The sequence below is a fragment of the Coraliomargarita algicola genome, from assembly GCF_033878955.1.
GTDB lineage: Bacteria > Verrucomicrobiota > Verrucomicrobiia > Opitutales > Coraliomargaritaceae > Thalassobacterium > Thalassobacterium algicola.
Window position 1 is genome coordinate 4556212 of the sequence record NZ_CP138858.1, and the last position, 22106, is coordinate 4578317.

Annotated in this window: 20 protein-coding genes; 12 read left to right on the forward strand and 8 right to left on the reverse strand. The window is 53.6% G+C overall.

Going from position 1 to position 22106, the window contains the following annotated elements; genetic code table 11:
• The first annotated feature begins 61 nt into the window (after positions 1 to 61).
• The 4 genes from SH580_RS18785 to SH580_RS18800 all read left to right on the forward strand — a co-directional run bounded on the left by SH580_RS18785 (position 62) and on the right by SH580_RS18800 (position 4137).
• Positions 62 to 1501 carry a sulfatase family protein gene (locus SH580_RS18785; RefSeq protein ID WP_319832349.1) on the forward strand — a complete coding sequence of 480 codons (1440 nt, stop codon included), beginning with the start codon at positions 62 to 64 and terminating at the stop codon, positions 1499 to 1501.
• Between the two features lie 8 nt (positions 1502 to 1509).
• Entirely contained in the window at positions 1510 to 2925 is a 1416-nt protein-coding gene (locus tag SH580_RS18790; RefSeq protein ID WP_319832350.1) for a sulfatase family protein, read from the forward strand.
• Between the two features lie 287 nt (positions 2926 to 3212).
• Complete coding sequence (locus tag SH580_RS18795; RefSeq protein ID WP_319832351.1) at positions 3213 to 3992, forward strand: sulfatase-like hydrolase/transferase; 780 nt, start codon at positions 3213 to 3215, stop codon at positions 3990 to 3992.
• Positions 3976 to 4137 carry a hypothetical protein gene (locus SH580_RS18800; RefSeq protein ID WP_319832352.1) on the forward strand — a complete coding sequence of 54 codons (162 nt, stop codon included), beginning with the start codon at positions 3976 to 3978 and terminating at the stop codon, positions 4135 to 4137. The genes SH580_RS18795 and SH580_RS18800 overlap by 17 nt, the downstream gene beginning before the upstream one ends.
• Positions 4138 to 4313: 176 nt before the next feature.
• Here the strand turns inward: SH580_RS18800 and SH580_RS18805 are convergent, their stop codons facing one another.
• The 3 genes from SH580_RS18805 to SH580_RS18815 all read right to left on the reverse strand — a co-directional run bounded on the left by SH580_RS18805 (position 4314) and on the right by SH580_RS18815 (position 7285).
• Positions 4314 to 4976, reverse strand: coding sequence for a response regulator (locus SH580_RS18805; protein ID WP_319832353.1), 663 nt, complete (start codon positions 4974 to 4976; stop codon positions 4314 to 4316).
• 328 nt (positions 4977 to 5304) lie between these two features.
• Entirely contained in the window at positions 5305 to 6375 is a 1071-nt protein-coding gene (locus SH580_RS18810) for a sensor histidine kinase (protein ID WP_319832354.1), read from the reverse strand.
• Entirely contained in the window at positions 6290 to 7285 is a 996-nt protein-coding gene (locus SH580_RS18815; RefSeq protein ID WP_319832355.1) for a hypothetical protein, read from the reverse strand. Before SH580_RS18815 ends, SH580_RS18810 begins: the two co-directional genes overlap by 86 nt.
• Before the next feature lie 271 nt (positions 7286 to 7556).
• Between SH580_RS18815 and SH580_RS18820 the strand changes: the two genes are divergently transcribed.
• The 8 genes from SH580_RS18820 to SH580_RS18855 all read left to right on the forward strand — a co-directional run bounded on the left by SH580_RS18820 (position 7557) and on the right by SH580_RS18855 (position 18035).
• A complete protein-coding gene (locus tag SH580_RS18820; RefSeq protein ID WP_319832356.1) occupies positions 7557 to 8285 on the forward strand; it encodes a PEP-CTERM sorting domain-containing protein in 729 nt (242 codons plus the stop codon).
• Positions 8286 to 8402: 117 nt separating this feature from the next.
• Positions 8403 to 10196, forward strand: coding sequence for a sulfatase-like hydrolase/transferase (locus SH580_RS18825; protein ID WP_319832357.1), 1794 nt, complete (start codon positions 8403 to 8405; stop codon positions 10194 to 10196).
• Positions 10197 to 10227: 31 nt separating this feature from the next.
• Positions 10228 to 12396, forward strand: coding sequence for a sulfatase-like hydrolase/transferase (locus SH580_RS18830; protein WP_345786205.1), 2169 nt, complete (start codon positions 10228 to 10230; stop codon positions 12394 to 12396).
• 1 nt (position 12397) lies between these two features.
• The gene (locus SH580_RS18835) at positions 12398 to 15043 is read left to right on the forward strand and encodes a GH116 family glycosyl hydrolase (protein WP_319832358.1); all 2646 of its coding nucleotides are present in this window, start codon (positions 12398 to 12400) and stop codon (positions 15041 to 15043) included.
• Positions 15044 to 15131: 88 nt separating this feature from the next.
• The gene (locus SH580_RS18840) at positions 15132 to 15896 is read left to right on the forward strand and encodes a hypothetical protein (RefSeq protein ID WP_319832359.1); all 765 of its coding nucleotides are present in this window, start codon (positions 15132 to 15134) and stop codon (positions 15894 to 15896) included.
• Positions 15897 to 16276: 380 nt separating this feature from the next.
• On the forward strand, positions 16277 to 16651 hold the full coding sequence (locus tag SH580_RS18845) for a hypothetical protein (RefSeq protein ID WP_319832360.1): 375 nt from the start codon (positions 16277 to 16279) through the stop codon (positions 16649 to 16651).
• 77 nt (positions 16652 to 16728) lie between these two features.
• The gene (locus tag SH580_RS18850; RefSeq protein ID WP_319832361.1) at positions 16729 to 17034 is read left to right on the forward strand and encodes a PEP-CTERM sorting domain-containing protein; all 306 of its coding nucleotides are present in this window, start codon (positions 16729 to 16731) and stop codon (positions 17032 to 17034) included.
• 314 nt (positions 17035 to 17348) lie between these two features.
• Positions 17349 to 18035: a PEP-CTERM sorting domain-containing protein gene (locus SH580_RS18855; RefSeq protein ID WP_319832362.1), complete on the forward strand. Its 687-nt coding sequence runs from the start codon at positions 17349 to 17351 to the stop codon at positions 18033 to 18035.
• A gap of 90 nt (positions 18036 to 18125) precedes the next feature.
• Here SH580_RS18855 and SH580_RS18860 read toward each other — a convergent pair whose 3' ends face one another.
• The 5 genes from SH580_RS18860 to SH580_RS18880 are packed head-to-tail and all read right to left on the reverse strand — an operon-like array spanning position 18126 to position 22083.
• Entirely contained in the window at positions 18126 to 18944 is an 819-nt protein-coding gene (locus SH580_RS18860) for a hypothetical protein (RefSeq protein ID WP_319832363.1), read from the reverse strand.
• A gap of 12 nt (positions 18945 to 18956) precedes the next feature.
• On the reverse strand, positions 18957 to 19112 hold the full coding sequence (locus SH580_RS18865) for a hypothetical protein (RefSeq protein WP_319832364.1): 156 nt from the start codon (positions 19110 to 19112) through the stop codon (positions 18957 to 18959).
• Entirely contained in the window at positions 19112 to 19981 is an 870-nt protein-coding gene (locus SH580_RS18870; protein WP_319832365.1) for a C39 family peptidase, read from the reverse strand. The genes SH580_RS18865 and SH580_RS18870 overlap by 1 nt, the downstream gene beginning before the upstream one ends.
• A gap of 19 nt (positions 19982 to 20000) precedes the next feature.
• On the reverse strand, positions 20001 to 20900 hold the full coding sequence (locus tag SH580_RS18875; protein ID WP_319832366.1) for a tetratricopeptide repeat protein: 900 nt from the start codon (positions 20898 to 20900) through the stop codon (positions 20001 to 20003).
• Between the two features lies 1 nt (position 20901).
• A complete protein-coding gene (locus SH580_RS18880) occupies positions 20902 to 22083 on the reverse strand; it encodes a glycosyltransferase family 4 protein (RefSeq protein ID WP_319832367.1) in 1182 nt (393 codons plus the stop codon).
• Positions 22084 to 22106 lie beyond the last annotated feature (23 nt).

Genomic DNA, 22106 nt, shown 5'->3' on the forward strand with positions numbered 1-22106 from the left:
TCGAACGGCTGGCGGGACAGGAGTGTCCCGTCTCCTTTTTGGGGCTGATTGGAAACGGATCATGAACAAATTTATCAAATTCAATCTGCTAGTATGGGGGCTATTGCTGGCCACGGTTTGCAGTGCGGCAACGAAGCCAAATGTCGTGATCATTCTGACCGATGATCAGGGCTACGCCGACCTCGGCTGCTTTGGTGGGGATCATGTGCAGACGCCGCGCATCGATCGCATGGCAGAGGAGGGGGCCAAGCTGACTAGTTTCTATGTGGCGGGCTCGGTGTGCACGCCTTCGCGGGCGGCATTGATGACGGGGAGCTATCCCAGACGGATCGGTTTGGCGGGTGGCGTTTTTCTTGCCGCCGACCACCATGGCTTGCACCCGGATGAAATCACCCTCGCCGAACTGATGAAGTCTGCGGGCTACGCTACGGGGATGTTTGGTAAGTGGCATCTCGGGGATCAACCAGAGTTTTTACCGACGCGTCAGGGCTTTGATGAATTCTTTGGCCTGCCTTACAGTCATGATATTCATCCCTATCATACCAATCCCAAGCACCATTTCCCGCCGCTGCCTTTGATGGAAATGGAGACCGTGCTCGAAGCGGAGCCTGATGCGGATTACTTGACCCAACGGATCACCCAGCGTGCGGTCGACTTCATCGGGCGTCATAAAGACGAGGCCTTTTTCCTCTATGTGCCGCATCCGGCACCGCATCGCCCGATCCATATGTCACCGGCATTTATGCAACAGGCGCCGGAGGCCATTCTCGCGAAGCTGAAAAATGAAACCGGCGTCGATTACAAGACCCGCGATAAGCTTTACAATTATGCGATTCGCGAGATCGACTGGTCGGTGGGGCAGATTCTCGATGCCTTGAAAGCGAATGGTGTCGATGAAAACACCGTGGTGATTTTCACCTCGGACAACGGACCTTCGGTCGGACATGCCGAGCCCTACAGTGGCAAGAAGGGGAGTAGTTTCGAAGGCGGGCAACGTGTGCCGACAGTGATTCGCTGGCCGGGGACGATTCCGGCCGCGCAGACAAATGACGAGCTAATGACAGCCATGGATTTGCTGCCGACCTTCGCCAAGCTGGCAGGGGCGGAACTGCCGGACGATCGCGTGATTGATGGAAAAGACATTCTACCCGTGCTGACTGAAAATGCCCGCAGCCCACACGACGTTTTTTTCTATTACAAGGGCGACGATCTCAAGGCCGTCCGCTCGGGACCGTGGAAATTACATCTCGGTAAAGTGAATGGAAAAGACAAGGCCCGTCGTGGCAAAGGATCGAGCTCACCGATTATGGCTTTGTATCGTCTCGATGAAGATCCGGCCGAGCGTCATAACTTATTCAACGCACAGCCCGAAATCGCTGAGCAACTCCAGGCACATGCCGAAGCCTTCGAGCTCGAACTTAAACAGAACAGTCGACCCGTTGGATGGGTGGACGAGGCTCATCCGCTGACCCTGCTAAAGTCATCAACCTCTATCGAATGAATTTTATTATGAGAACCCGATCATTCATCGTCTTAGCGAGTGCCCTCTGCTTGGCACCCCTTTTGGCTGTCGCAGCGAAACAGTCCGCTGTGGCTAGTCAGTCGAAGCCCAATATCATCCTGATCTTTGCTGACGACCTCGGTTACGGAGATTTGGGATGCTATGGCGGATCTGTGGCGACGCCGACCCTCGATCGTCTGGCGGCCGAGGGCTTGCGTGCCACGGATTGCCTGGTGGCTGCCAATGTCTGTGGGCCTTCGCGCGCGGCACTGATGACCGGGCGCTATCCCATGCGGGCGGGACATCCCATATCAAGGCATGATACACCGAAGTATGCGGCATATGGCATTGCCCCAGAGGAAGTGACGATGGCGGAACTGCTCAAATCGGCGGGCTATTACACTAAGATTGTGGGGAAGTGGCACCTAGGCTTTCATGTCGAAGGTTCGCATCCGCTCGATGCCGGCTTCGATGACTACCTCGGCCTGCACAGTAACTTCGTGCCGCAGATCGATGACGCCACCACGCTGTATCATAATCACGACGTCGTGGAAAAGGACATCGCCTTTGAAAAAGTCACCCAACGCTACACAGACGAGGTCGTTGACTTTATTCAGGGCGAGCATGAGGCACCGTTCTTCATCTACTTCGCGCATCATATTGCACATAGCCCCATCTTGCCCAGTCAGCCGTTTAAAGGCAGTTCCGGGATCAAAGGACGCGAGGGGAATTACGCTGATTTCGTTCTGGAATTAGATGCGAGCGTCGGGCGCGTGCGTGAGGCCGTGGAGGCCGCTGGCCTGGCCGAGAACACACTGATCGTGTTTCTCTCCGACAACGGGCCGGCGCGGGACGGTTCAGCCAAGCCCTTGCTCGGGGGTAAATACGTCACGATGGAAGGGGGCCACCGTGTGCCCGCCATTTTCAATTGGCCGGGGCAGATCCCTGCGGGACAGGTATCCGATGCGATGATTAGCAGCATGGATTTGCTGCCCACCTTTGCCGGGCTGGCGGGGGCGGCACTCCCACAGAATGTCACACTCGACGGAACGAATATTTTCGATCTGTTGAGCGGAAAAACAGAGCAAAGCCCGCGGGATTATTTTTACTATTACAACGGCGTGCACCTGCAGGCGGTGCGTAATGAGAAGTGGAAACTGCACTTCCCGAGGACCGCGAAGGAGCAACCGTATTGGGCCAAGAAAGATAGTGGCCAGCGGGTGTATACGACCTTGAAACAGCCGCTCCTGTTTCGGATGGATTCGGACGCTGGTGAAAAAAAGAACGTCTATGCGCAGCATCCGGAAATCGTCGCAGAGTTGAGCAAAGTGGCCGATCGCGCTCGCGCGGAACTCGGGGATATTGATCGTAACGGCTCCGACCAACGGCCGCATGGACTCGAGAATCCGCAGGATAAAAAATAATTGCTGGCATGGGGGCGGGACAAAAGTGTTCCGACTCATGTGCGAAGTTATCACAATGGGAGCATGGACAGAATGGCACGGACTTGAGTCGCTTCATCGAGAATATCAGCAAGTGACGATGCATGTAAAACGTAGGGCTGCCACTTGTGGCACGCCGCATAGAATATAGCTGCCGAGCCACTTCTCAGACGCGGTCTTCACAAGTGAAGCCCCTACAATTTTAGCATCAAAGCGCTTAAGTCCGTGCCATTCGAGCATGGACACTTGTCCATTAACTAAAAACGAATATGAACTTACTATTTAAAATTAAGCTATTTCTTTTTGGGTTTTTGTTGGCCGCCGTCTGCATTGCGCGTGCCGATCAGCCCCTTCGGCAGGCTCAGGACAGGCCCAACGTGATCTTCATTCTCATGGATGATATGGGCTACAGCGATGTGAGTTGCTATGGTGCGACGAAGGTGAGCACACCCCATATTGACCGCATGGCAGCGGAGGGGATGCAGTTTACCGATTTTCATACGGGCGCCTCGATTTGTTCGCCCGCACGTGCAGCTTTTATGACGGGCGCGTATCCGCAACGGAACGGTCTTTATATGGGGATCAACCCCAAGCGTGAAGCACACTGGTTCCTCGGTCTGAACCCCGATGAGATCACGATCGCCGAGCAATTCAAGCAACAGGGCTACACCACCGCAATAGTGGGCAAGTGGCACCTCGGTATGCAGGAGCCCTTCCTCTACTGGCACCAAGGCTTAGATCACTACTACGGTGCGCCTGAAAACATGGGGCATGACAAGCGCTTTTATGATGAGCGGGAAGTCATCTACAAAAACACGCCGCTGGCCAAGCTGACCGAGCTCTACACCGCGCGCATGGTGAAGTATATCGAAGACTTCACCCGTTCGGCTCGCTCAGGGCAGGGGGCTTCGCCTTTCTTCATTTATTTCGCGCACAACTATCCGCACACGCCGTATCAAGCCGGTCCTAAATTCCGAGGCTCTTCCAAAGATGGCATGCGCCGAGCAAACCCGCGAGAAGCTGGGCGAATACATGAAGCGTGGCAGTGAACAACGTGCGACCGGAACTCTGTTCCCCGAAGTGCCCATCTTAAGCAACCATACGACGGACTGGGCGAACTTGTCCGATGCGGAAAAAGGTCGCGCCAAAACGGAGTATAAAGGTAGTCATCGCGCCAAGAAGAAAAAGAAATAGGCGTCAGTGAGCCGCCTTAGCAGCAGGGTGTTTGCGGTTGTTGCGTGTGACGAAGGTCTGCCGGAGATGGCGTAGCAAATGCCCTTTGGGTGCTTTAGACGCAGTTTGGATTGGAAGTTGCGGTGTTGAGCTGAACGCGGGCTGAAGCACCGCGCCACGTTGGGGGCGTTCGCAGACTATTCGTTCGGTTTGAATATACCGCTCTGGTAGGCTTTGGCGACGGCAGCCGGTGCGTTGTTCGCATTGAGTTTCTTATAGATGTGTCCGACGTGGAAATCCACGGTCTTGGGACTGATGTTTAGTTCGCCGGCGATTTGTTTCTGAGGTAGACCGTCTGCCATCAGGGTAAGGATTTCCATTTCGCGGCGCGACAGGATGGATTGTTGCTTCGTCAGGCTCTTGGCGAGTTTCTGGCTGTCCAAAATATAGCGAGCCATGACAGGGTCGAGTGAGGCCCCGCCATCCATGACTGTCCGGATGCCTTGGGTGATTTGATCTAGGGAGGACTCTTTTAGAAGGTAGCCGACCGCGCCGGACTGTATGGCTGAGAGAATATCGCTTTCTTTCTCGGATTCAGTTAAGACGATGATCTCCGTCTCTGGGGCATAAGCTTTGAACCGAGGAATGGCTTCCAAGCCAGTAATGCCTGGCATGTTCAGGTCGAGTAAGAGCAGGTCGGGCAGTTCTGACTCAGATAAACCTTTGAGCGAACGTAAGGCGGCGTCTGCCGTCGTGAAGCGACCTGCGATTTCGATATCCGGTTCATCGCTCAGTCCGAACGCGACCACGTCCTGATAGGCTGGACTGTCTTCGACCAAGAGTATTCTGATTTGTGTCATTAAGGAGCAGGGTGGAAATGAATTCGTGCACTCGTTCGGTAGGGGCGCGGTATTTTTAGCTAACGGGCAGCTTTTACTTTACAGAGTCGCATATGAATAACCAGCGTTTTTAGGGAAACTAGGAAAATTCCTAGCTGCTAGCATCTCTCTGGGCCCGATTTTCTGTTCAAGGGATATTCAGGGGCGGGAGTTCCGCCGTATCGTTTCGTGCGGCTCAATGCCCTTGCGCATTTTATCATGAGCGATTCACTTCCCAATCTGCCCCTTGAGCGGCACTGATCTCAAATTTTACTTTCGTCGCATTGTTCTAAAGCGCATTCTCCATTGCCTAGCTGGCGATTGATGAGTGCCTCTTTCTTAAAAATGAGAGCTGCCGGATTCGTTGTCTCCAGCCTATTTTCAGTTTCAATGTAATACGGGTGCCGCCATTTTCGGGGCGCTCACATTGGAGCTGCGCTCTCAGGAATCGTGCTCGCCGTTTCAGTGAGGCTGGGGTGTCTTTGGTGCCTAGGCCGTCGTCGGTCACGGTCAGTTGGATTCGACTCGCAGAAGCGATTAGGCAGGTGTGGCACTCTTCGGCTTCCGCATGCCGGGCAATGTTAGTTAGGCATTCTTTGTAGAATAGAAACAGGTCATTACGCGTGCGCTGAGGGAGTTGTTGCAGATGGTCCTGTCCTTCGAAGCTTAACTGGTGTCGAATATTGACCAGTAGCCGGTCGGCGATGTAGCGCATTTCTTTGGGCAGGTCTTCACCAATTGTGTTTGCCTTAAGCATGTTGGTGCAGTGCCGGGTCGCGTTGCGACTGCTCTTCGTCAGATTCTGAATACGTTCTACAATCTCTTCGAGTTTGCTGGGTGTCCGTATGTTGTTCTTTGCCATCTCGCCGAGTAGTGCCAAGGCGTGGAGATTGGCGGATAGTTCGTCGTGCAGGTTAGCGGCGATGCGCTCGCGGGTCTTGAGCACAGCGCGCATTTGTAGTAGTCGACCGATCAAAAGGGCGAAGGCGATGCCTGCGGTCAGTAGTATCGTTAACCACGACATGCGGGTAAGGTTTGCTTTTTGGCGGGCATACTTCCGGTTGAGCTCTGCAGCAACGAATGGGCGTTCGACTTGAAGGTCATGTCGACGGGCCAATTGCTCCATCCAATCGCGGGTCGGCAAGATGGTCCCAAAATGATTCAGGCCATCCGTTAGTGATAGCTTATTGAAGTTCCGTATCCGCTTGTTCGGATATATGGTGACCGCTTTGCCTTTAGCGACATTACGTCCTTCGGAAATGATTTCGATTTCGGCTAAACTGATGTATCGCTGATTATTGCCTGCATCGAGTGGCCAGGCATCCTTCGGGACCGATATACGAATATAACGGCAGTCGATGTCGGAGACGGGCCATTCCAAGATATTGCCGGCTTGGTAAATGGAGTCGCGGGTGTATTGTAGTAGGTACTATGGGCTGTGCGAAGTTTCTTTGATTGGATGCCTCCACTAGGAAACGTGTTGGCATGCCGAAATCGGTCGGGTTAATTTGAGGTATGTATTCATTCACATCCGCACCATGTATGCGGATGCCTTCGACCGTCTGGTTTTCCATTAAGTCGATGATGACCGAGAAGGGGACACTCGCCTTGCTGGGTGAGACCATATAGGGGTTACTCTTTTCGCTGCCAGAGGCGTCCATCAAGTAGGGAGTCAATCCATCCACCAAGGCTTCTTCGTAAATGGCTGCTGCGCCCCAGCCTTTGACAGTGGAAGACGCTCGGACAGGTCTTCGTAGCGCAACATTGCGTGCGCCTGAAAAGATCATAATTTCGGACAATTTACATCGAAGATGCCCATCTTCGCGAGCGTGCGGAGACAGCTGTGTGGCCTCGACTCTTAGCCATGATGCGAATGTTTGGGGAAGTTTAATCACCAGTGGAGCCACACGCGGAAGGAAGTGATCCTCAGGTCCTAGTCGGGCGATTTCCTGCCCTGCGGAATCTCCAGCTTTCCCGGCGAGTATTCTAAAGGCCTCCGGGAAACCATCAGCCTGTGGGCCATAGACTGCGTCGTTCCAGAGGACTGGTGCCAATACGACTTGATCGATCTTGGTCTCCTCCAGCAGTTGGATCTCGACCCATTCAGTCTGAGGCGTGGCACTCTTAGGTGTTGAAAACCATCCGACGTTACCGACGCCGCTGCGTAGGGTCAGCTGGGCTGTGCTGGAAAGTTCGGTGTCGATCGTCGACAGTCGTTGCTCCAGTTCATTGGTCGTTGCCTGCGAAAGATCGGGGTCCGCCAGTCCAATCGTCGGTAACAGACAGCTCACTGATAGGACGAGAGAGAATACGTATAAGAACTGAGTAGGCTGGATCACTACGGTAGATTTAATCGGGCGTGAAAGAGGTGGTTCGATTTTTTGGGTTATAGAAATTTCTGGGGCTGTGAGTGATTTAGAACATTATCTATTGAGCGCTATTTAACCAGTATTTTTAAGAAAACTAGGAAAATACCTAGCTTATGCATTTCTCAAAATAGTGTAATATTGAAGAGACAATAATTATTTCTGCCACCTTTAACCAGAATAACCTAATAGTCCTATGAAAAAACAAACCCTAATACTTAATTCCCTCCTTCTCGCAGGTGTCGCTGCCAGTGTGAACGCAGCCATCGTCGAAGGCGATATCATCGGCATCGATTTCTCGAACGATGCTGGTGTCGCGACCAATTGGATTACAAAATCTAGTCTCGGTACTCAAACATTCACAGATATTAACGATCTGGACAACGACACGTTGACGGGAGTTAATTTCACTTTCACCACTGCGACTGGCACCGGTTCGAATTCGGATGCTTCGATTTCTTCGAATTTTTCTGCGTTTCCCAATAATGTTCAGAATGACGGCTTCTTTGAGGGTAATGCGGGTCAATGGGTTTTGACCTTTACCGGTCTGGATGACAGTTTGACCTATGATTTGACGATTGGTTCTTACTGGACTGGTGGCACTGCTGCTCAGCAGGAAAATCGTAATACTGGCTGGCAAGTTACGTATGATGGTGATGGGAGCCCCACTCAACTGAACACTGTCGCAGGTGCTGTGGCTGGTTCTGAAGTTTCGGAGGCAGTCGATTCGGCAGGTGCATACGTCACATTTGAGGATATCACAATCTCAGGTGGCACGCTAACGATCTCCACTTGGGACTATAACGGAAACCAAATCAGCACATTGTCAGCGCTCACATTGACAGCGATCCCAGAGCCATCCAGTTACGCGCTGATCGGCGGTTTGCTGGCGCTCACATCAGTTATGCTCCGTCGCCGAGCATAATTTATCTGGGCTCAATACTTCGGGCAATATTCACCTGATTTTCAAATAGTCGCAGTCGATTTATTCCAAGCCCAGCGAGTATATCGCTGGGCTTTCTAGTTTTCTTACCCCTGAATCATGAGTATTACAAAATTATTTTTAGCTATTCTTTTTGTCGTGATGAGTCTGAGTAGCAGTCTGCTGGCAGCCATCACTGCGGGCGATGTCGTCGGCATCGATTTTGGTGGCGATGCCAGTCCCGATCCGAGTAATTGGAATGTATTGGCCGCAATCAACAGTGAGATTACAGCGGGCAGTTTAATCAACACCAGTGGTGCGACGCTTGCCGGAGTTGGCTTCAATACGTCGGGTGCCTCGGGGAATAATCCGGATTCGACTGCTGGTGCATCCTATGCTGCGATTCCGACGAATGCGCAGCAAGACTGGTGGTTTAAGAATAGTGCCAGTGGCGTGTTTACTTTCGAATTCACTGGGTTGGATGATGCTCTGAGCTATGAGTTGACGATTGGTGCCTATCGCTCCGATGCCACGGGGGTACAAATCGAAAACGGCAGCACCGCATGGACGGTCGCTGGTACGACGCTCACTACGGCTGTGAACGATGCGGATGACAGCTATGTCACCTTTGCTGGACTCAGTTCGAGTGGGGGCGTGCTGATGATCTCGTCTGCGAATAACAGCGGCAATACGATCGGTGCGGTCTCCGCGCTGCTGTTGACGGCATCATCTGGAAACGTTGAACCTACAGAAAAGGATTCCATACGAATTGATTTTGGTGCGACGTATCCGGTATCGGCGAATTGGAACCAGTTTTCCATGGCCGCGAGCACGACCACAGTCTCAAATCTCGTGCGCAGTTCAGATGGTGCGGAAACGACAGTGGGCATTACCGTGAGTGGGATCAGTGGCAACGGCAGCAACCATCTAGCCGGCTCTGGCAGCGCGGATGCCTCGATTTACGTCGATCATATTTTCGCACAGAATGAAAGCCCCGACGATACGCTGACGATTACCATCTTTGGTTTGGATGATGCGCAGACTTACGATTTGTTCGGCGGCTTTTTGCGGGATAGTGCCTCTTTTGAGCATGTTTGGACCGTGGGAGCCGAAGTGAGAACGAATTCGGCTTCAGGTGGCGTTGTCGATGGCTATGAAACCTTCACCGGGCTTTCGCCATTGGGGGGTGAGATTAGCTTTACCATCTCGGATCTGAACATCAGTGACAACTGGGCCTCCATTGCCGAGCTGACGATTCGTAGTGAATCTTTCGATACGGCACCACCCGTTGCCTATGCTCAAAGCCTACGCAGCCAGCCGAATGTTGACTTGGATATCACACTGAGTGGCAGTGCGGCGGGTTTATACTATACGGTGGAAACGCTGCCAACGAATGGTGATCTAACTGGCACGGCACCAGAGCTGACCTACACCCCGGCTCCCGGCTTTACGGGAAGCGATCATTTTATTTTTACGACCAGCGATGGCGAAACGACCAGTGATCCAGCCACCATCTTGATCACTGTAGCCGAGAACGGTCCGAACTTTATCATCTTCCTGACTGATGACCAAGGATATAACGACCTCGGGGTGCAAGGTTCGCCCCACATTCTAACGCCTCGCATCGACACTTTGGCGGCTGAGGGGATTCGCTTTACCAACGGCTATGTGCCGTCGCCCGTCTGCGGGCCTTGCCGGGCGGGACTTTTGACGGGGTCGTATCCGATTCGGATCGGTGAATATAATAATCAAAAATTCCATCACACCGAGCCACATCCAGACGAGATTACGATACCCGAGCTACTTAAAACAGTCGGCTATCGATCTGCCTTAATCGGCAAGTGGCACAACGGGGGAGGGTACACAGTCGAGCACTTTAAAGGCAGACCGCGGGCCGATCGGGCAGGGCTTTGATTATTTCTACGGCACGCCTTCGCATAATGGCGTGCATGCGGTCGATACTGGAACGAATGTAAAGACCTCAATCCTGCGGGCCGATGTTTCCGGAGTCACTGTAGCGGATCCTAATCTGACGCAGGCCGACGCGAATCAGATGATCTACAACTATACGCAGGAGGCGATCAGTTTCATGACCGATGCGCACAACGCGAATCAGCCCTTCTTCATAAAGCTTGCTCACAACATGCCACACGTCTCGCTGGCTGCGCGGCAAAGCTTCCGCGACAGTGCAGCGGCACGTGGCTTGGATGTGTATACGGCTGTTGTGGAAGAACTCGACTGGAGCATGGGAGCGATCCTCGACCAGCTCGATGAGCTGGGCATTACCGACAATACCTTTGTCATCTTCAGTTCTGATAATGGACCATGGCAACAAGCCAGCTTGGAAGGTTACTATGGCAGCGCCTTTCCGCTACGCGGTTCCAAAATGCGTCCCTTGGAGGGTGGCCATCGGGTGCCTTATATTGTTCGCTGGCCGGGCACAGTGACTCCGGGTGTGGTTTCCGATGAGCTCGTGACGCTGATGGATCTGTTTCCAACATTCATGGACTATGCCGGCATCGAGATTCCAACGGGCCTTGAAATCGATGGCAAAAGCATTCGCGCCCTGATTGAGGGCACCAATACAGAAAGCCCGCACGAATATTATTACTATTACTGCTACACTTATTTGTTTGCGATCCGGGATGCGCGCTGGAAGTTGGTTCTGCCGCGCAGAAATAGTCCCTATGGCATGTCCTGGTGGGGCAAGTGGATTGATCGCGTGGACGAAGTGCAACTGTTTGATTTGGATCAGGACCCCGAAGAAACCACCAATCTGGCGGCCTATTATCCAGAAGTCGTGAAACGCTTGTTGGATCAAGTTGAGGTGGCGCGTTCAGAGCTCGGCGATAAGGACCGCATCGGCTCGGGCGCACGCTTTCATGCGGACCCGATGACCCAGCGTCCGGACGTGGCGGACTACCTCAGCAATGCACCTGCGCCCTATGTGGAGGACCCGCTGAGCGGGCTGCCAAGTGCAGTCAAAAACGACATGGACAGCGCCTATGTGAGTTATGGCGAAACGGGTACTTTCACTTCAGTTCAATTGGTCTGGGCCTATGAGGATCAAGGACAAGAAGTAGCAACTGTCTGGGAAGCCGCCGAGGGTGGGGGCAGTGCCGATTTAGGAGCCAAGGGTGCCAGCGATTCCATCGAGCACGAACTCACGGGCTTGAATCCGTTTCGTGAATACATTTACCGATTTATACTGACCGATGGCAGCGGCACAAAATGGTCGATTCCTGCGCCCATCCATCCGCAGGTGCGTGAGCGAGTCGCTTACGAAATCGGCATCGATTTCAGCGATGGCGGTAACACGCCCGGTAGTGGCTCCGAGCCCAACTGGAATGTCGTCAATGGCAGTGGCACGGCCTCTGCCATCTACGATATCCGCACGGGCAATGCAATTGCAGGTCTTTCCATACAGGCCTCAGGTTTGTCACTTGAGTTAACGGATGACGACCTCGGCTTCGGGCATGCCGATTACGGCAATTATCTAGACACACCCTTTTCAGATCTTTCTGCGGACGACGGCGTGCTGGCGAACTCGGGCGCAACGATCATGATCTCGGGCTTGGATGACAGCTATTGTTACGATCTGCAAGTGATCGCGATGCCGTCTGCCTACACCAGCTTGACGGATCTCACCATCGAGGCGGACGGCCTTTCCCAAGTGCGCACCTACGCATCGTTCCGCCCTTATATCAATAATGACCCCGCGCCCTATACCAACAGTGACCGCGTCTTGAGCAGTCCGTTTTATTCACGACCCATTCTAGTGCCAGCGATTTTTCAAAACCTAACCACGGATGGTTCGGGCAACTTGACGATTACGTTTACGGACAACGAAAGCATGGCGCTCAACGCGATTCACATCACCGCCAAGGCGATGCAGTCGATGGGGGCAGTCGATGAGAATCGGGACTTCCAATTCTGGGTCGATCCGGTTCCGGAAGGGCACAGCTTCCACCTTCGGAGTTCAGTCGATTTGGAGACTTTTAGCCCGATGACTCCAGGGCAGGTGATCACCAGTTCCACTCAACAACCCGTCCGGTTACCGATTAATCTGGAAGAACCGAAGAGGTTCTACCGTGTGGAGGAGGGCGTAAACTAATATGAAAAAGAATTTAATATCCCAACTTCTGTGTGTCACTGTATTCACCGCGACTGCGTCCGCGATCGATCCCGGCACTTTATACCGTAATACCATTCCAGAGGATAAGAACCTAGACCCGGCATGGGTGCAATCGCTGAGCGAGCGTGGGCACGCCCTGGATGCCGGCATCTCTGGATCAAAGGCGGAAGACACGCTCAAATACATCGGCATGCCAGTGAGTGGCATCGCCACAGGCACCGTTTATCTGAATGGCGATGGGCGTCTCTTTGTTTGGGACATCTGGAGTGCGGGGCACCAAGGGGTGCTGCCGAATCTGGTGCCACCCCCAAAAGGGTATTCCGGATTTCGAAAGCAAAAGGGACAGCTGACGCCTGTGTCGGGATCGACCTATATCAACCCACTCACACCCGAGGCCTTTCCGCCGTCATTCTCACAAGGCTTTGGGCTTCGTTGGGCGGATGGCAATATCCAGCAATTTGCCGCGGCCGATTGGGAATCGGTGGAGTTTACCGGGACTTGGCCAGTCGCCACGGTTGACTATGCAGACAGCAAGAGTCCGCTGCAAGTGGAGCTGAAAGCATATTCGCCCTTCGTGCCGTTGAACCTGCAGGACTCTTCAATTCCGGTGACGGTAATGAGTTATACGCTGACCAACACCTCCTCAGATACAGTCCAAGCCGAGTTGGTCGGATGGTTGGAAAACATGAGCAATACGGCCAATGCCGATACTGCGGGCGCATTTTCGATCCAGCCTGAATGGACGAGTCTGAGTCATGCCTGCGCGATGTTTATGCCTAGTGAAAAACGTGGGAAGCGTCAGTCCGCTCCTTTCCACGCCAAGGGTTCGATGACTTTGTCCTATCTGGGGACAGGGGAGCGAACGGCTGTCAATGAGGTGCCCGGCATCGCGACTGTCATCGAACTGAAACCCGGCGAAAGCCGCGAATATACATTCCTCATTTCTTGGCACTTTGCAGACTTGCGAATTAAGATGGCTTATGGGCCAGAATGGATACTGGAGAAGAACGCCTATGCGGAGCGATTTGAGGACGCCGATGCCGTCGCGGAGCATGTTGCGGCCAATTTCGACAGCCTCTCCTCGCAAACTCGGGCCTGGGTCCAGACTTGGAACGATTCCACCTTGCCGCAGTGGTTGCTGGACCGGACGGTGGTGACTTTGAACACGCTGCAGACCGCGAACTGTAATCTCTTGGCGGACGGCGACGGCGGTCGCTTTTGGGCTTGGGAAGGCGTCCGTGTCTGTCATGGCACCTGCACCCACGTCTGGCACTATGCGCAGGCGATGGCTCGCTTGTTTCCTTCCTTAGAGCGCAACTTGCGTGAAAAGACCGACTATGGCACGGCGCAACTCGAGAACGGTGTGGTGCCGTATCGCGGCACGATCAAAGCCGGTGAGGGCGGTGGTATCGCCATCGACGGACAATGCGGCACGGTGCTGCGCTCCTATCGGGAGCACTTGATCAGCAAGGACGACACATTCCTGAAAAACAACTGGGCGGACATCAAACGCGCGCTCGAATACTTGATCGACTTCGACCGCAATGACGGCGACTTCGACGGACTGCTCCACGGCAAACAGCACAACACCCTGGATGCGTCGTGGTATGGCAAAGTTCACGCCATCAGCTCGCTCTACATTGCCGCCCTGCGAGCCGGTGAAGAGATGGCCCGGCGCATGGACGACCGCGAGTTTGAAGTCCTCTGCCGTGAGCTTTACGAAAAGGGGAGCCAAGGCATTGAGAAGCTCTACAATGGCGAATACTATGTGCAGGAGGAAGACCCCGCTCATTCGACCGCGATCGGCGTCGGAGAGGGCGTCTATATTGATCAAGTGATCGGACAGTTCTGGGCCAACCAATTGGGCTTGGGGCGCCTCTATAACGAGGCACACATTCAGTCCGCACTCAATGCCCTGTGGAGATACAACTTCGTGCCTGATGTGAAGGCCTTTCGCGAAACCTTCCGCAAAGGGCGCTACTACGCCTGGGACGGGGATGCCGGACTGATCATGAGTTCCTGGCCCAATGGCGGATTGAAGGACGACTTCATGAACCACTGGCAGTATGACTATTTCAATGAGTGCATGAGCGGTTTTGAGTATCAAGCCGCGGCGCACATGGTCGCCGAAGGCACGCCCGAGCTAGTGGAGCGAGGGCTCGCCATCACCCGCGCGATCCACGACCGTTACCGTCCGCAAGCGCGCAATCCCTACAACGAGATCGAATGTTCGGATCACTATGCCCGCGCCATGTCCTCCTATGCAGTCTTTCTCGCCGTCTGCGGCTTCAATTACGACGGCCCAGCCGGCGTGATCGGCTTCGATCCCGCGATCCAGGCCGACGACTTCAGAGCCCCCTTCACAGCCGCAGCAGGCTGGGGGACTTATAGCCAGAAGATCACTCCGCAGCAGATGCAGGCAGAGTTGAAAATCAACTGGGGGCAAGTGCGCTTAAGTCGCATTAAGTTGAACCCCGGAGAGCGACCATTCCAGCAGGTCAGCGTAAGCTTGAATGGTAAGAAAGTCGCAGCGGAACTTCTGGAGCGCGAGTCAGGCGTTGTCATCGCGTTGGCCGAAATGATCCAGATCGCCCAAGGCCAGCAACTGACTGTCGTGCTACGCTGATTTAGGGTATGTAGTGTATATACGTAATAGACGGTTTTCTCGGACTAGGCTACTCTGAGTGTCTTCATTGACCTAACCTCCTACGCACATGATACACAAAAAATACTCTCTCATCGGTCTCGCCTTTCTGGCGGCGACTTTAAATTCACAAGCAGCGACTTTGGTCGGCTGGGATTTCGGAACACCCGACGCGGAAGCTGCAAACTCTGTGAACCCCGCTCCGACGACTATTGCCAGCGGTTTGTCGATCACATCGGCTCTGGATGGCGTAGGTGGTTGGAATGGATCAGCCACGCAGTATACGATTGGCGATAACACAGGTGTGGCCGCCAGCGGCACCACATTTGGATCCACTGAAGCCGGGAATTTTGGCACCACGACCAACAATGCCAATGGCGGCAATTTGGGAGCAGCGATCACAGGTAATGATTATATCTCCTTTGCCATTACTGCGGATACCGCGGGGGCACTCGATATTACTGGGTTCTCGGTGTCTGGCGCCATCGCAAGTAGTAAGGCGGCAAATAAATGGAATATTCTGGCTCAGGTAGATGGTGGTTCTACTTGGGAAGTCGCTGGTGCGCTGACGACGGATCAGACAATAACGGCTACTCAAGGTCTCACAGACTTTACTGATATTTTTATTGATCTCTCCGGAAATGCAACGTTTCAGGGCATCGACTCGGTTGAGTTTCGTATCTACTCTTGGGGGGGCAATGGCACTACGAGCTCTTCAAGAGCTCAAATTGATAACTTGCTGGTCGAAGGTGTTATCCCCGAACCAAGCACCTATGCCTTGCTGGCTGGTTGCTTCGCGCTGAGTTCGGTGATGCTACGCCGTCGCCGCGCTTAGTTTGTTCGACCTCATCGCTTTCAATCAAGCCTCCATGTGCCTCTGGCCTTGGAGGCTTTTTTATGGGCAGATCACGAAGAGTTGTTGAAATTCAATCGGGTAGCAGGTCCGTCGGGGAATGATACTAACTGAAGGGAAGACTCGGAGAGTTCGTTATACGGTGTGGCTGTTTTGCCAAAACCGCCGTTCGCCATGTGGGAACGCCTGCCGTGACGATCCATTCCTAATTGATCAAACTATTCTAGAATCGGTATCAGAATCTTTCTTATTGAATGAATGAGCATCATGTGTTTACCTTATAGGAGGCTTCATGCCATTATATCAAGGGTATGAAACAAACTCTCCACCCTGATTTTCAACCCCTAATCAGATCGATAACTATGACTGCTAAAACCTATACACTTTGCGGCCTCGCCATTTGGGCGGTGACTGCCAGCTCGCAAGCCGCCACTCTCGTTGGTTATGACTTCGGGACGAATACCACACCGACGACCTCAGCGTCGACTGTAGGTGCGGGGATTGCCAGTGCAACCGCCGTTACAGGATTCGGGACGGGGGGGATTCAAGTTGGGGCACGGCTGATACCATTGGCGACACCACGGGGGGCGCGGCCAGTGGAACCTCCTTTGGTTCGACCACGACATCATCCTTTGGCAGCACCAACAATGGTCTCCAAACAGGCAGTCTTGCAGCTTCCATCACAGCTGGCGACTACATCGCGTTCAGCTTCACCGCGACTACGCCGGGAACGCTGAATATTAGTGGGTTCTCGGTCGATACGGCTATTGCAGGGGCTAGCAAGGCTGCGAATGAGTTCAACATCCTGGCTCAGGTGAATGGCGGTTCTACGTGGTTGGCTGCAAATGCATTGACGACAGACCAGACCTCCACGGCCTCTCAAGGCGACACTACCTGGCAGAGCCTCTTTCTTAACACCTCCGAGGATTCAATGTTTCAAGGTCTCGACTCGGTCGAGTTTCGAATCTACGTGTGGGGCGGCAGCGGCACCACGAGTAATTCGAGAATGAACTTTGACCAAATTGTGGTCGAAGGCACGGTTCCCGAGCCAGGCACTTACGCCTTGCTGGCCGGCTGCTTCGCACTGGGTTCGGTGATGCTGCGTCGTCGCCGCGCCTAGTTCATACTAGCTAAACTTTTTCCTAAAAGTCTCCTTGTGCCAATTGGCCTTGGAGACTTTTTTGTGTTATTGGGGGCATCTGCCCTTTGGTGCTGTATCGAAACTGCTGGAATCGAGCAGAAGCTATTGCATCGCCTATACAATTGTCATGCGGTCGTTTCGGGTTATTCGATCCACGACGCACAGTCGTGTGCTTTGATATGCATGCGCATCACGTATTCACATGATGTCATATCATGTGTTCGCGCAATAGATCTTTATCTCAATTATAGCTTATACTGTTTGAGCTTATTAATCAAAGAACCCCTATGACTATGCTTCACAAAAATTACACCCTCTTAAGTGTCGCCTTTGTGGCCGCAACTTTAAGCTCTCAAGCTGCAACGACGATTGTTGGCTACAGTATCGATGACACCGCATTGCTGACTGCGGACACATTGGCTACTGATGTATTTGCGACTGACTTGACAAGTCCGGCGTGGACACTTTCTGGGAATATAGCAAATGATGACTTCATTAATATTGCTGAATCTGCCGGTATGGCTGGCGGTATGGGGGATGATATGGCTGGGGCTTTTACTGCGGGCCAGTTTATTGAGTTCACGATCAGCACCACGTCCGCCGATTCATTTGAGCTGGATTCACTTCTGTTGACCTTACAGCGTTCCACGAGGGGACCTCAGGATTTCGGCGTGCGAATCGATGATGATGGATTCAGTGGCGGCAATGGAGACACCGGTATTTTTGAAGATCTCTACACGGCTCAACCTGTTGGAACGAATGCTGAGTTATTTACTATTTCACTCGCAGGCTTAGTTTTAGATTCGAGCACATCTTATACTTTCCGGATTGCTTACGATGACCGAGCCAACACTGGAAGTAGCAGTTCAGCTGGGCGTTTCTATGACATTGCAGTCACAGTCCCCGAGCCTGGCACCTACGCGTTGTTGGCTGGTTGCCTCGCATTAGGCTCGGTGATGCTGCGTCGTCGCCGCGACTAGTTCGTATCGGCTTATCTTTTTCCTAAAAGTCTCCAAGTGCCAATGGCCTTGGAGACTTTTTTTGTGAACAACTCACGGAGTGGGGAAGCCTTAATTTGAATTGCTATGCTTCTCGCGACAGATGTTGCATAGGCAAACCATGTCTTTGGCGACCGATTTATAGCGGAAGTCGCGGTCGGGGTGGCTCTTGTCGCTGGCGCCACATTCTTCGCAAATATGTAGTGCGGCATCGGCGCTTTGGATTCGCTCGGCTGCAAATTTGCTTCGACGTTGTCGATTTTCTAAGGATTGTCGTAGCATACCTTTGAAGAAGAGTAGGTAGCCGAAATAGGGGGCGACGAAGGCGATGCGATGGCCGATACTGGGCATTGCGAGCACCGCGATAAAGCCGAAGCCGACGATGATCCATGCTAGCCACTTTACCTTCACCGGAATGAGGAACATCATCAGGAATTGTATGTTTGGATTCAAGGTAGCGAAGGCTAGGAAGAGGCTATAATAGAGGAATCGAGGCGCGACGTAGAGGGTGGCTGCGGGGGAAATGAGCTGGCCTATGAAGGCTCCGGCGATCGCGAATAGGATGCTCGTGAGTAAGAACACATTTAGACGAAATGTGCCCCATTGGGCTTCGAGGTTTTGGCTCATCATCCAGAGAATATACCAGAAGAAGGCGAGAAATATTGCCTGGAAGGCTGTCGCTGGCACGTAGGGGGGCGTGAGGACGAAGGAAAGTAGGCGCCACCATTCGCCCGCAAATACCGCTTTGGGCACTAACAATAGTCCTTCAAACTCCAGGCGCCCAGTTAGCATTCCTGCGTAAATTACCAGTTGCGCGATGATCAATGTCATCACTACATTCGGTACCGCAAGGAATCCTAGGCGCTTTTCCAGCTTATCCAACATCTTCATAGACGGCTACCCTTACAAGCTCGGCACGGGATGCAACTCGATCATGGGTAATTCCCAAATTTTTTCCGCGTGGCCTGCAGATGTGAACGCGGTAGCCCAGTTGCGGGTGAGGCTGCCGAGTGTGATCAGCTCGGCGGTTTGCCAGCCTTGGGGGCCGATTTTGCGCACTAGAAAACGTGCGCCCCCTCGGGCGGGCGAGTGACGAATAGATATGCCTGCGTTTCGCCATCTTGACTGAGGGGGATGAAGACTGCGGGGGCTCGTTCGAAGGCGAGTTCGAGAATTGTGCGTCCGTCGTCGCGAGCGGTATCGCGGGCAAAACGTGAGTCCGTGCGGGCATCACGACGGCTGCACCAAACTAAGTCATGCGGCTGGCCTGCTTGAGTCAGACGCTGGTGAAGCATGAGGAAATCGCCGTGGAATTTCGGCACGATGCTCTGTATCTTCTCGATGAAGCCATCGGTGGCGATGGGGGCTGTAGCGGGCGCTTCAATGAAAACAATGCCATAGCCTTCGCGGGCGACCTCTTGATAGGATTTTTCAAATTGATTCCCCCAGGGGTTATTAAAGAGCAGTTCTTCTTTGCGATCATTGTAGCCGACGATGACGCAACCGTGACCCATTGGGCCAAAGACATTGGGGCGAAAGGAGATGTAAATGGGGCCGGTTTCAAATAGTGCTTGCCGAATTTGCGGCAGAGCGGTTCGAACAAAGTCTTCTTCGCTTTTCCAATGCAGCGCGTGGCCCTTGAAACCGAGTTTTTCCATGGCGAGCAGCATGTCGCTGGGATAGGTGCCCTGGTTATTGGCAGACATGGCGGAAGAGAGTTCGGCGACTTGGTCTTGATCGGTTTTGATTCCGTGAAACTGAGCAATCATGGCGGCGGATGCCGGTACGCAGTAGTTGCCCTTTTGCCGGATCATGGGGACTTTCTTGAGCTCGACCTTGTCGGGTAGCTCCTCGCTGCTGGTCTGTGCTGTCAGCATTAGGCCGCTGAGTAGCCATGCCAGTAAAATGCTGTTGTATATGCGATTCACGCGCTGGAAGTGTGGTGGCTCAAGGAGCCAGGAGTGCCACACTGTTTTGGATGTTGAGCGCGCGTGCGAGTGTGTATTCAAACACGCGGGTGTCGCCATGGCGAGCGACCCAATTGAAATGTCGCTTGGCCGCTTCGTTTTGATGATTGGCCCGTAGTTTGAGGCCGATGTAGGTGTGCGCTTCGGTCTCCTGTGCGCTGTCGGTCACGTAGCTGATGAGTTCGGCGGCGTCGATACTGTCGCTCAGGTAATCAATGACAGGCGAGGGCCATTGGTTGAGTGGCTTATTATGTTGTGCATATTTGAGTGCCACTTGCGCGTTTTGTAGGTCGCCGGTTTCTAAGTAGGCAAAGTAAGCGATCAGCTGCGGGTAGACGGAGCTCTCGTTCTTCCTGTTATACATCAAGGTGGCCGTCTTGGCAGAGATTGCTGCCTGCGAGAAATCGCCACGGCACATTTGTGTCCATGCGAGCGTTTCGTAAAAGAAGCCATTGATGGGCTGCTCGGCAGTGGCCTGCTGGAAAGAGCTGAGAGCGGTGTCGAAGTCTTCCATGTTAAACGCGGCAAGTCCGCGCCCGTTCCAAGCAAACGCATGGCGTGGGTGTGTTTGCACGATTGCGTCGTAGCTGGCAAAGGCTTCGTCGTAGCGTTGCAGTTCGGCGTAGGTCATGGCCTGGCCTAGCAGTGCGGATAGGTCTTGTTGATCCTCGCTGAGAACTTCTTGGAAATGCTCCAGCGCGCCGTCAGAATCTCCGGATTCTAAGAGTTGATAGGCTTCAGTCAGCAATGGATTGCGGCTGAGTTGTGGGGCGCTGCTAATGTGCTCCTGCGCGGATAGGTTGAGTGTCCATATACTGGCCAGCAGGAGTAGAATTGGCTGTATTCTTGAGAGACGGTTGTTTCTGGTAGTTGCCATCATGCTACAGCGTAGACTGTTCGCTGTTAGACACAATGTCAATTTGAGGCGTAGTTTGTTCCGTTTTTGCGGCTTTTTGCAGTAAGTGGTTGAAGCGGTCGATGGTGGCGGACCAAGGGTAATTGATGGCTGTGGCGCGAGCGGCGGCGCGGATGGGGGGCATCTTGGACTGTTCTTGGATCACGGATTCGGTGCATTGAATAAAGGCCTGGCGGTCGGCTAATGACACTAAATGTCCATTGGACCCGGACTGGATGAACTGTTTGCCGGCAGCGTAATCATAGGTGATGACCGCGAGTCCGCTGGCCATGGCTTCGATCACGACGTTGCCGAAGGTTTCGCTGGTGCTGGCAAAAATAAAGATGTCGGCGGAGGCGTAATGGCGTGCGAGGTCCTCATCGTAACGCATGCCTGCAAAGTGCACCTCGGGCCACTGGCGTTCCAACTTCTTGCGCACGGGTCCATCGCCCACGACCACCATCTTGAGCTCGGGGCAATGCTTGCGCGCGGCTGCCCATGCTTCGAGTGTGAGCGGAATGTCCTTTTCGGCGGCGACTCGGCCCACATAGAGCGCAACCGGGCTGTGGGCTGCGGCGCCCCAGCTGCGACGCAGTTCGGGGTCGCGCTTGTCGGGGCTAAACAGCACGGTGTCCGCGCCACGGCCTAGCATCTGCAGGCGTTGGACGCCGTCTTTTTCCAGGCGTTGGATGAGACTGGGGTCGGGCACGGTGGTGAGGGCACACTGATTGTGAAACCAGCGCAGGTAGGCCATCATCCAGCGCGCAGCAAAGGCGGCTCCGTAATCGGCGCAGTAATCCTGGAAGTTGGTATGAAAGGTCGAGCTGACGGGGATGCGTAACTTGCGGGCCGAGCGCAGCGAGGAGAAGCCCAGCGGCCCTTCGGTGGCGACGTGCACGATGTCAGGTTTGTCTGCTTCAAATAGGCGTTCGAGCTCGCCTGGGCGAGGCAGGCCTAGTTTGAGGCCCGCGTAGTTGGGAATCGGGATGCCAAAGACTTCGTGCACCTGTAAGGAGGCGTGCTCGGCGGGTGGGGCCTCTTGATGGCGCGGCTTGATCAGTGTGATGCGATGCCCTTTGGCGAGTAGACCACGCACGAGACGCTGATTCGTCATTGCCACGCCGTTGACCTCCGGCGGGTAGGTTTCCGTAACAAGTGCAATATGCATAGGGCGCGCAACCTAGAGGCCCA

Bases quoted from the DNA above. Each gene is read 5' to 3' on its own strand.
- SH580_RS18785 (WP_319832349.1), top strand. From the start codon at position 62: ATGAACAAATTTATCAAATTCAATCTGCTAGTATGGGGGCTATTGCTG.
- SH580_RS18790 (WP_319832350.1), top strand. From the start codon at position 1,510: ATGAGAACCCGATCATTCATCGTCTTAGCGAGTGCCCTCTGCTTGGCA.
- SH580_RS18795 (WP_319832351.1), top strand. From the start codon at position 3,213: ATGAACTTACTATTTAAAATTAAGCTATTTCTTTTTGGGTTTTTGTTG.
- SH580_RS18800 (WP_319832352.1), top strand. From the start codon at position 3,976: ATGAAGCGTGGCAGTGAACAACGTGCGACCGGAACTCTGTTCCCCGAA.
- SH580_RS18805 (WP_319832353.1), bottom strand. From the start codon at position 4,976: ATGACACAAATCAGAATACTCTTGGTCGAAGACAGTCCAGCCTATCAG.
- SH580_RS18820 (WP_319832356.1), top strand. From the start codon at position 7,557: ATGAAAAAACAAACCCTAATACTTAATTCCCTCCTTCTCGCAGGTGTC.
- SH580_RS18825 (WP_319832357.1), top strand. From the start codon at position 8,403: ATGAGTATTACAAAATTATTTTTAGCTATTCTTTTTGTCGTGATGAGT.
- SH580_RS18835 (WP_319832358.1), top strand. From the start codon at position 12,398: ATGAAAAAGAATTTAATATCCCAACTTCTGTGTGTCACTGTATTCACC.
- SH580_RS18840 (WP_319832359.1), top strand. From the start codon at position 15,132: ATGATACACAAAAAATACTCTCTCATCGGTCTCGCCTTTCTGGCGGCG.
- SH580_RS18845 (WP_319832360.1), top strand. From the start codon at position 16,277: ATGACTGCTAAAACCTATACACTTTGCGGCCTCGCCATTTGGGCGGTG.
- SH580_RS18855 (WP_319832362.1), top strand. From the start codon at position 17,349: ATGCTTCACAAAAATTACACCCTCTTAAGTGTCGCCTTTGTGGCCGCA.
- SH580_RS18860 (WP_319832363.1), bottom strand. From the start codon at position 18,944: ATGAAGATGTTGGATAAGCTGGAAAAGCGCCTAGGATTCCTTGCGGTA.
- SH580_RS18875 (WP_319832366.1), bottom strand. From the start codon at position 20,900: ATGATGGCAACTACCAGAAACAACCGTCTCTCAAGAATACAGCCAATT.
- SH580_RS18880 (WP_319832367.1), bottom strand. From the start codon at position 22,083: ATGCATATTGCACTTGTTACGGAAACCTACCCGCCGGAGGTCAACGGC.